This is a genomic window from Halomonas korlensis (assembly GCF_900116705.1).
Classification (GTDB): domain Bacteria; phylum Pseudomonadota; class Gammaproteobacteria; order Pseudomonadales; family Halomonadaceae; genus Halomonas; species Halomonas korlensis.
This window is the reverse complement of record NZ_FPBP01000028.1, coordinates 1-6,821: the sequence shown is the minus strand read 5'-3', so window position 1 is coordinate 6,821 and position 6,821 is coordinate 1. Positions and strand designations below refer to the sequence as shown.

The following is a 6,821-nucleotide window of genomic DNA, read 5'->3' as shown; positions in this document are numbered from 1 at the left end:
AACCGGGAACGACGTGTGGATCAGGTCGTGGTCAACTTCGGCACCTTGCCGATGGAAGACCTCTACGAGGAACTCAAGCCGCTATCCAGCAATCAGGGCGCGGTCGATTATGACGACTTGATTGTCGGTAATCCGCAAACGCTCGCGACCAATCCGGACGGGAAGTTTCAGCTGTTCAGGGTGGGAGATGCCATCTCGCACAGAAATACGCATGCGGCGATCTATGATGCCCTTAGATTGGTCAAGGATATTTGATACGCAAAGCCGTTAGAGCCGCTAAACATTAACCAGTCGAGCCACCTGGGAAACGTTTCAAAATTGTCTGGACGGCTTGGATAGATATTTAAAGGGTGTAGAAATGTCATTTAAAAGAACAATCCATGCGATAGATACCCATGCCGGCGAACCCATGCGCGTCATCACGGGCGGTGTACCTTACATTCCCGGAAAGACGGTGTATGAAAAAATGGTCTGGCTGCAAGAGAATGACGATCAGTTGCGTAAGCTGATGTTACGTGAACCGCGCGGCTATCCCCCTCTCTGTTGTAATGTCATCGTTCCACCCTGCCATCCCGACGCCGACGCCGGCTATGTCATCATGGAGCAGGTCGAATATCCCGTCATGTCGGGCGGTAACACCATATCCGTGGCAACCGTACTGCTCGAGATGGGTATGTTGCCGATGAAGGAACCTATCACGGAGCTTGTCCTGGAAGCACCGGCTGGGCTGATCCGCATCAGAGCCGAGTGCGAGAACGGTAAGGTTAAAAGCGTCACTTTCAAGAACATTCCGGCATTTGCGGCCTATCTTGATGCGGAAATAGACGTTCCGCATCTTGGCAAGGTGACGGTGGATGTTGGTTGGGGAGGCATGTTCTATGTCATTGCCGACGTTCGACAGTTCCCCGGTGTCGAGCTCATACCCGAACATGGGGCGGAAATCGTACGGATCTCAGCCATGATCAGGCAGGCCGCTATCGAGCAGTTGCCGGTCGAACACCCTGATTACCCGAGTATCGGGATCACAATATCGCAACTTTCCGGCCCGGCAAGTGGCGCCGAAGCTGATTGGAGGAATGCGGTCACCGTTGCCTCCGGCGATCTCGATTGGGAGAAACCCAGTACTTGGACAGGCGCTATCGACCGGTGCCCATGCGGCACGGGGACGTGCGCAAAAATGGCCGTCCTTCATGCCAAGGGTGAGCTACCGCTGAATCAAGATTTCCGTCATCAGGGCATCCTGGGTAACGTGTTTACAGGAAGACTGGTCGAGGAGACGAGAATTGGTGATAGAAAAGCGGTAATACCGACCATAAATGGAACCAGTTGGATCTATGGGATAAATACCTACGTATTGGATAATGACGACCCCTTCACGGAAGGGTTCAGCGTACAGGACATCTGGGCCTGAGGCGGTTTTATAATTTTGAAACGTTCTGATCTTGGTAAGCGCTCAACTATTCAAGAAGCAATAGAATCAAGAACATCGGAGGTATCTTTTCTTGGACCAGCAAACACTTTCACTTTCCGCTCATGAGGCACAGAAACTGGCCGAACAGGCCTGCCTCGCCGCAGGAGCTAACGAGGCCACTGCGCGCTCCTTGGCAAAGGCGACAGTTTCGGCTGCGCTTTTCGGTCATCCGGGTGTTGGGTTCCCGCATCTACTGGATTACCTCTCCGGTTTCCGCGCGGGACGCATCAATGGCGACGCCGAGCCTAAAATCGCTTTGCCCCTGTCCGCCATCATCCACTCGGACGCGGGTGGTGGCATCGCACAGCTCGGCTTTGATCTGGCGGAATCAACGCTCGTCGAAAGAACCCGGGAGCTCGGCGTTACGATCTTCACTCAAGACAATAGCTATACGACCGGTGAGCTGGGCTATTACGTTCGCCGTCTTGCCTTGGAAGGACTGATCGCCTTTGCTGTATCCAACAGTCCGGCAGTGGTCGCAGGCTCACCCGGTGGCAAGATCGTATTCGGCACCAATCCAATGGCGTTTGCCGCTCCTCTGGCCGATACGACAGCACCTCTGGTCATCGATCAGGCATCCAGTGCCACGGCCTTCGTCAACCTTGCCAAGGCAGCGGAAGAAGGTCGCGAGATACCCGCAGGCTGGGCCATCGACGAGACAGGCAGTGTGACCACCGACGCTGCGGCCGGTCTGCGCGGTGCACTTTTGGCATTCGGTGGTGCGAAAGGCGCAAATGTGGCGTTGATGATCGAGTGCCTCGCTGCCGGATTGTCCGGCGCCTCATGGTCGCTCGATATGCCGGACTTCCAAAATGGAAATCGGGTGGTAGATGCCGGGGTGACGATCATTGCGATCCAACCCACAGTCATCGACGCAGACTTTTCCACCCGCTTGAGCCAACAGCTTGATCGAATCGCCGAGCGTGGTGCTTATGTACCCGGCCGCCGTCCGGTGCGAAACAATGTTTCGGAAGAAGATCAGGTTAAGATTGATGCTGCGGTACTCGAAGCTATCCGCCGCTCCTTGTGAGCGGTGAGAGGAGGTTAATAAAAATCCCTAACTGACTAGGGATAGGCGAAGTTAAATATTAACTATTGCTGAGCCTTTAAGAACTTTCTCTCATCATTTTCCTTTATCAAGACTCGCGAGAGTTCACGGGCAATACCCTAGTAGGTGATCTATGAGAAGCACTAAGACTATTCATGTCGTTTCATGTCACGCCGAGGGCGAAGTGGGGGATGTAATTGTCGGAGGAGTAGCGCCTCCTCCGGGTGATACCCTCTGGGAACAACGCAATTGGATCGACAAGGATCAGACGTTGCGTAACTTTGTTCTCAACGAGCCACGAGGCGGAGTCTTTCGTCACGTCAATCTTTTGGTTCCACCGAAGCACCCTGACGCTCAGATGGGTTGGATCATTATGGAGCCGGAGGATACCCCGCCCATGTCGGGTTCGAACTCCATCTGCGTGTCCACGGTATTGCTGGATAACGGCATTATCCCTATGCAGGAGCCGGTTACCGAGATGGTTTTGGAGGCGCCTGGCGGACTGGTCAAGGTTACAGCAGAGTGTCATAACGGTAAGGCGCAACGGATCACAGTGGAGAATGTCCCTTCCTTTGTCTGTGAACTAGACCAAACATTGCATGTGCCAGGTGTCGGCAAGATCCGAGTCGATACGGCTTACGGTGGAGATAGCTTTGTTGTAGTAGATGCAGACGAGCTTGGATTCAGCCTTGAAGAACACGAAGCCCGTCACCTTGCGGAGCTTGGCGTGCGCATCACTAATGCTGCCAATGAACAGCTGACGTTCCGTCACCCGGATAACCCGGAATGGACGCATTTTTCTTTTTGCTTATTCGCAGGTCCTCTAGAGAGGGACGGAAACCGTCTCTCGGCACGCTCAGCAGTGTCGATTCAGCCGGGTAAAATCGACCGCTCTCCCACTGGGACTGCAGTTTCTGCCCGTATGGCCCTGCTGCATGCTCGAGGCGAGATGACTGTGGGGGATTACTTCAAGGGACGCTCGCTTATCGGCTCGGAATTCCAGGGCTATCTCAAGAGCGAAACGACGGTCGGTGGTCAGAAGGCCATTGTTCCAGAAATATCAGGTCGCGGCTGGATCACGGGCATTCATCAGCACATGTTGGATCCCGAGGATCCCTGGCCCGAGGGCTATCGCCTGACCGACACCTGGCCATCATTTAAAAATTAATAGCACTCATAACCTCAAAGTGGCTTGAGCGTTTCGACTCAGTTACCCGCGAAAAAGCTGCCCGATGGGCAGCTTTCTTTTTTCCGGAATCTCCCTATTTAGCTTTTAACTTACATATCCAAGCAGCCTGGGCAAATAAAGAGACAAGGCCGGCCAGTAGGTCGTGACCAGCATCACAGGTAGAGCAGCGAATAGCATAAAGCTGAAGGCGGGGCGTATGACCTGTGACATCCCGACCTGGCCGATTCGGCAACTCATGAACAGGATGGGTGCCATCGGTGGGCTATTGCAACCGATGACGACGCTGGTGCCCACGATGGCGGCAAAGTGCACTGGATGGACGCCGATGCTTTCCATGACCGGCAGCAGCAGCGGGCTGAGGATGGCCACAACACTGACATCATCCATGATCATGCCCATCAGGATCAGAAAGACGTTGACCATTAACAGGATCAGCAGCTTATTCTCGAACATCTCGAGCAAGAACGTGGTGAGTTCCTGAGGCACACGCTCGAAGGTAAAGATGCGACTGGCCACAAAAGAGAAGAGCAGGATGATCATGATCACCCCTGTGGTCGTGGCGGCCTGGATGAAGCAGTGTGCCAGCGACTTCAGATCGAGGTCTCGATAAACGAAAAGGCCAACAGGAATGGCGTAGACGACGGCCACCGCGGCTGCCTCCGTCGGGGTGAATATACCTCCGTAGATCCCTCCCAAGATGATGACGGGAAGCATCAAGGCGGGAAATGCCTTCCAGCCAGTGTTACCGATGTTCCTGAATCGCGTTCCCAGGGCAATCGGCTCGGGCTTGTAGCCCTCAATGGCGCGTGTCTTGATGGCATTGATGACGCAAAGGAAGATCATCAGCAGGATACCGGGGCCAACCGTCGCCAGGAATACGGCTGCCACCGACTGACGGGTCACTACGGCATATAGGATCATGGTGATGCTTGGCGGGATCAGCAGGCCAAGCAGGGAAGAGATCCCGACCAGCGCCGTGGAATACGGGCGGCTGTAGCCATGCTTTTCCATTGGGCCGATCATAATGGTACCAATGGATGCCACCGCTGCTGAGGCGGTCCCCGAAATCGCACCGAACACCCCACAGGACACAACCATGGTGGTGCCCATGCCGCTGCGGGACTTTCCGACAATGGCCTCGGCGAAGTTAATCAGCCTGGCGGCGATACCTCCCGACTGCATTAAGTAACCCGTCATGATGAACAGCGGAAGCGCCAGCAATATGATGGAATTGATGGACCAGAATCCAGTCGTCATGAGCGACGATATATCGACATCATAGGCGAACGAGAGTACGAGCGTCATGGCGGCAAACGAGAAGACGACCGGCACGCCGATAATCATGAGAATGATGACGACACCTATTGCTAACACAGCACCCATAGCTGCCTCCTGTTATTGTCAGCGAGCATCTTGTAGAAAGTCGTTTTCATTTCGCTCACCTTTTATTAAAAAGCTTGCCGGCATCATGAATGAGATCGCGAAGCGCATAGAGCAATAGCAGGATGCTCGCGACGAAGAGACTGCCCTGAGAGATGTATTGCGGAATACTGAAAACAGGTGTGACCTGTCCTTTCTCGACCCCCCAGGCGAACAAGCTGTAGCTCCAGGTCACGAAAAACACCGCTAGCACTACCGACAGGCCGGTAGCAATCAGTCTCGTCACATGGGGCAGGGTCTTGTTCTTGGAGAAGGCCTCAATGAAATCGGCACTCAGATGAGAGCGTTCCCGCGAGGCCAGGGCTGCCCCGAGCATATACAGCCACATGGCGGCCGTCAGCACCAGTTCCTCGAGTCCGAAGACTTGTATGCCCAGCAGTGCCCTGGCCACTATGCCGATCACCATGGCGAACGCCACGAATATACCCATCACCGTGACAGCAAACTTCATGAACGAGGCAATTACGTTATCAATTGAGGCGAACAAATCGACAATGGCTTTCATGTTATTACCCCTTGCGGGATTGATCATGGAGCGGCCCTTTGTCATTCGCAGGGCCGCTCCAAATCAACCGGCAGGTGTTTATTCGGGCTCGGATGCATTCTTGCGGACGGCGTCCATGACATCCTTTCCTAGGGAATCTTCCGCCTCAACCCATACTGTCTCGCGGACGCGTTTGACCCAGTCTTTCATTTCTTCATCGGACGGCACGATATATTCCATGCCATCTTCCTGAGCCTTCTGGATCCACTTTTCATCCTCGGCCTGGGCATTCTCAAACTGCTCCTCGACCACGATATCCACGGCATTCGTGATGATTTCGCGATCTTCTTCGTCGAGAGCGTTCCAGGAGTCCTGGTTCATCAGGAATGTATAGAAGGAGAAGTTGTGCTTGGAATGGACAAAATAGTCGAGCAGGTCGTTGAAATAGGTGTAGTCCCAGAAAATCACATTACTTGAATCGCCATCGACGACCCCGGTTTGAATCGACGTGTAGACTTCTGACCAGTCGATTGGGACAGCCTGAAAGCCCATGGCCTGTATCGTTTGAGGCAGCGGGAAGATGGGCTGTGACCGGAGCTTGATTCCCTGCGCATCTTCATAGTTGGTAGCATAGGTATCCGCTGTGGCTATACCGCCAAAGCCCTCCGGAAAGGGTCCTAGATATTCCAGACCATTATCCGCAAGGATGGGCCCGACGACTTCCGAGACCCAACCATCTTTGCCATAGGCATCTAGCGCTTCATCCCAACCCAAGGTCATATAGGGGAGTTGTAGTACGCCAAGCCGCTCATCGTAGGAAGTTTGTGGCCAGCCGAGGAAGAGATCGATATTGCCCCTGAGCAATTGATCAAAGAGCTCCTGAGGTCCGCCGATTTCCCCCTGATAGAAGACATTGATGGTGATTCTTCCATCACTTTCTTCTTCGACAATATCAGAGATTTTTTTAACCGCCAGGCCATGAGGCGATTCTCGGTCACCTGATTCCGTCGCCATGGTAAGCGTTAACTCATCATCGCTTGCCCAAGAGGCACCTGAGAAACTAATAGCAGCGATAACGGATGCTGCGGCCATGCTAGGGAAACGCTGAACAATTCGATCCTGCGCGATGCAAGCGCCAAGTTGGCCCTCTTACCGCCTCAGCGGTCATTGTCTGATCACTTCAGGTGGC

The 6,821-nt window shown here is 53.8% G+C and carries 6 protein-coding genes and 1 pseudogene; 4 read left to right on the top strand and 3 right to left on the bottom strand.

The annotated features are described in order from the left end of the window. The 4 genes and pseudogenes from BM341_RS18780 to BM341_RS18765 form a co-directional block, all read left to right on the top strand. Positions 1-255 (top strand): annotated as a pseudogene (locus BM341_RS18780) (N-methylproline demethylase); the annotation flags it as partial. Between the two features lie 103 nt (positions 256-358). Beyond that, positions 359-1,411, top strand: coding sequence for a proline racemase family protein (locus BM341_RS18775; RefSeq protein WP_089797845.1), 1,053 nt, complete (start codon positions 359-361; stop codon positions 1,409-1,411). A 91-nt stretch (positions 1,412-1,502) separates the two neighbouring features. Beyond that, positions 1,503-2,501, top strand: coding sequence for an Ldh family oxidoreductase (locus BM341_RS18770; RefSeq protein ID WP_089797843.1), 999 nt, complete (start codon positions 1,503-1,505; stop codon positions 2,499-2,501). Positions 2,502-2,652: 151 nt separating this feature from the next. Further along, the gene (locus tag BM341_RS18765) at positions 2,653-3,687 is read left to right on the top strand and encodes a trans-3-hydroxy-L-proline dehydratase (RefSeq protein WP_089797841.1); all 1,035 of its coding nucleotides are present in this window, start codon (positions 2,653-2,655) and stop codon (positions 3,685-3,687) included. A 105-nt stretch (positions 3,688-3,792) separates the two neighbouring features. On the opposite strand, the gene BM341_RS18760 is transcribed toward BM341_RS18765, so the two are convergent. From BM341_RS18760 to dctP, 3 genes are all read right to left on the bottom strand, one after another. Further along, a complete protein-coding gene (locus BM341_RS18760; protein WP_089797839.1) occupies positions 3,793-5,091 on the bottom strand; it encodes a TRAP transporter large permease in 1,299 nt (432 codons plus the stop codon). 55 nt (positions 5,092-5,146) lie between these two features. Further along, on the bottom strand, positions 5,147-5,653 hold the full coding sequence (locus BM341_RS18755) for a TRAP transporter small permease (RefSeq protein ID WP_175507923.1): 507 nt from the start codon (positions 5,651-5,653) through the stop codon (positions 5,147-5,149). Between the two features lie 78 nt (positions 5,654-5,731). Beyond that, entirely contained in the window at positions 5,732-6,724 is a 993-nt protein-coding gene (gene dctP / locus BM341_RS18750) for a TRAP transporter substrate-binding protein DctP (protein WP_245784340.1), read from the bottom strand. Positions 6,725-6,821 lie beyond the last annotated feature (97 nt).